We start from the raw sequence: 3,042 nt of genomic DNA, 5'->3' as shown, positions 1-3,042 counted from the left end.
TCTTTATTAAACTCTAAACATGAATTTCACTCAGTTTTGAATGAGACTAAATCATTTTTATTCATGTTGTGATTGCGGTATAAATCTATTCACGCTCTGAAGTGTTCCAGTAATTCAGTTTTGATAAGACCATAAGGCACAAATCTGGCAAGGCTGGAAAGTTTAAAAAGAGCTCGAAATATTTTTAGGTTTATCTCAGAAATTAGGGTACTGATCAAAATGAGTAAAGAATTTACATTTACGATTAAGAGTATTTGTTTCGATGAAAACTATCGTCCAGCAGACAATACGCGTATTACAACCAACTTTGCTAACTTGGCGAGAGGGATGAGCCGTCAAGAGAATCTGCGCAACACATTACAGATGATCGACAATCGTTTTAATACTTTAGCTCATTGGGACAACCCTAAAGGCGATCGCTATGCGGTTGAACTTGAAATCATTTCAGTTGAAATGAATGTTGACTCTGCAAGCCATAACAGTGCGCTTCCTTTAATCGAAATATTGAAAACCAATATTGTTGATAAAAAGACCAATGAACGCATTGAAGGTATTGTAGGCAATAACTTCTCGTCTTATGTACGTGACTATGACTTTAGTGTGCTTTTGTTAGACCACAATAAAAATCAGTCTACCTTTAGCACTCCAGAGAAATTTGGCGAATTGCACGGTAACTTGTTTAAGAGCTTTATTAACTCTGAGACTTACAGAGCAAACTTTAAAAAAGCGCCAGTGATTTGCTTAAGTGTTTCAACAACTAAAGTGTATCACCGCACTGAAAATGAACATCCTGTTTTGGGTGTGGAATACAAGCAAGAAGACTATTCATTAACTGATGAATATTTCCAAAAAATGGGCTTAAAAGTTCGCTATTTCATGCCGAAAAACAGTGCTGCACCTTTGGCGTTCTATTTTACTGGTGATTTGCTGAGTGATTACACCAACCTTGAGTTGATCAGCACCATCAGCACCATGGAATCGTTCCAAAAGATTTACCGCCCTGAAATTTACAACGCAAATTCAGTTGCCGGAAAATCTTATCAGCCAAGCTTGAAAAATGAAGATTACTCACTTACTCGAATTGTGTATGACCGTGAAGAACGTAGCCGCCTCGCTATTGAGCAAGGGAAGTTTGTTGAAGAGCAATTTATCAAACCATACCAAGCGATTCTTGAGCAGTGGTCTGCTAATTACGCTCTTAATTAATCAACATATAGGTCATTGATCATGAAAAAATTATTACCAACTTCAACTGCTGGCAGCTTACCTAAACCGTCTTGGCTTGCAGAACCTGAAAAGCTTTGGTCGCCTTGGAAACTCGAAAACGAAGGTCTGCTTGAAGGTAAAAAAGATGCGTTACGTTTGGCGTTGCACGAACAACAACTTGCTGGCATCGACATTGTGAGCGATGGTGAACAAACCCGCCAACACTTTGTGACCACGTTTATTGAACACTTAAATGGTGTAGATTTTGAGAAGCGTGAAACAGTTCGAATTCGTGACCGTTACGATGCAAGCGTACCGTCTGTTGTAGGTGCAGTGTCTCGTCAAAAGCCTGTGTTTGTTGAAGATGCTAAGTTTTTACGTCAGCAAACTGATCAACCAATTAAGTGGGCATTACCTGGCCCAATGACCATGATTGATACGCTTTACGATGGTCACTACAAGAGCCGTGAAAAACTTGCTTGGGAATTTGCAAAAATTTTGAACCAAGAAGCGCGTGAGTTAGAAGCTGCTGGTGTAGATATTATTCAGTTTGACGAACCTGCATTTAACGTATTCTTTGACGAAGTAAATGATTGGGGCGTTGCGACTTTAGAGCGTGCAATTGAAGGTCTTAAGTGTGAAACTGCGGTCCACATTTGCTATGGTTACGGCATTAAAGCCAACACTGACTGGAAAAAGACACTTGGTTCGGAATGGCGCCAATACGAAGAAGCTTTCCCGAAACTGCAAAAATCTAACATCGATATCATCTCGTTAGAATGTCACAACTCGCATGTGCCTATCGATTTACTCGAACTCATTCGTGGTAAAAAAGTGATGGTCGGTGCAATTGATGTTGCATCTAACCAAATTGAAACACCAGAAGAAGTGGCTAATACACTTCGTAAAGCGCTTCAGTTTGTAGATGCTGACAAGCTTTACCCTTGCACAAACTGCGGTATGGCGCCTCTTACACGTGAAGTGGCACGTGGCAAGTTAAATGCTTTAAGTGCAGGTGCAGAAATCGTTCGCAGAGAACTTACTGGTTTTGATCTTACTGCTTAATATTTACCAATAAGTGGTATAAAGGGTTACTTTTTTGATGGCAGTTGATAATCAAACAAGTAACCCTCATTTTACTTACTACATGTAGTTGTAATCAGGACTCATGTCGATAAAGTACCTTCCTGATGGAGTTGGGCGGTATAGCAAACACTCAGGACAAGGTACGATTCAATTTAGGAATAATGTCATGGTTCAAGCAACAGACTTTAGAAATGCAATGTCTTTACTCACAAGTGCGGTTAGTGTTGTGACTACGGCAGGCATGTCTGGCCGTTTTGGATTTACTGCCTCTGCTGTTTGTAGTGTGACTGACACACCTCCGACATTATTGGTATGTATGAACCAATCTGCGAGCTCACATGCACATTTCCTAGATAACAAAATCTTAACTGTGAACGTTTTAGGCGCGCACCACGAACATATTTCAAAAGCATTTTCATCTAAGCTCACGCCAGAAGAACGCTTTAAACATGGCGAATGGGTTGAGTTAGAAACGGGTTCACCTGTGTTAGATGATGCTTTGGTGAGTTTCGATTGCGAGATTGAGCAAGTTCAACAAGTCGGCACACACACTATTCTTATTTGTCCGATTGTGGCGATTAAACAAAGCCAGCATGACCAAAGTTTGGTTTATTTTAACCGTGCTTATCACCAAGTAGGGCAGACCGAGATTGTCTAAAACGACTTTCCGCTTTGTACTTTCACATTGAAAGTTAAAAGATAGAAATGAATAAGCATGGATCGCTTTACTTAATTTAAAAATACAATTAA

3 protein-coding genes are annotated in these 3,042 nt (G+C 39.9%); all 3 read left to right on the top strand.

What is annotated here, in order from left to right; genetic code table 11:
* The first annotated feature begins 219 nt into the window (after positions 1-219).
* The 3 genes from NL42_RS16805 (at position 220) to NL42_RS16795 (ending at position 2,950) form a co-directional block, all read left to right on the top strand.
* Positions 220-1,206 (top strand): DUF1852 domain-containing protein, encoded by a 987-nt coding sequence (locus NL42_RS16805; RefSeq protein WP_461313612.1) that lies wholly within the window; start codon positions 220-222, stop codon positions 1,204-1,206.
* Positions 1,207-1,227: 21 nt separating this feature from the next.
* Positions 1,228-2,271: a methionine synthase gene (locus NL42_RS16800; RefSeq protein WP_461313611.1), complete on the top strand. Its 1,044-nt coding sequence runs from the start codon at positions 1,228-1,230 to the stop codon at positions 2,269-2,271.
* 187 nt (positions 2,272-2,458) lie between these two features.
* A complete protein-coding gene (locus NL42_RS16795) occupies positions 2,459-2,950 on the top strand; it encodes a flavin reductase (protein WP_461313613.1) in 492 nt (163 codons plus the stop codon).
* Positions 2,951-3,042 lie beyond the last annotated feature (92 nt).

This window comes from Acinetobacter sp. GN11, assembly GCF_054823985.1.
Note: the sequence above shows the minus strand (reverse complement) of the source record. Positions and strands in the feature narration are given on the sequence as shown.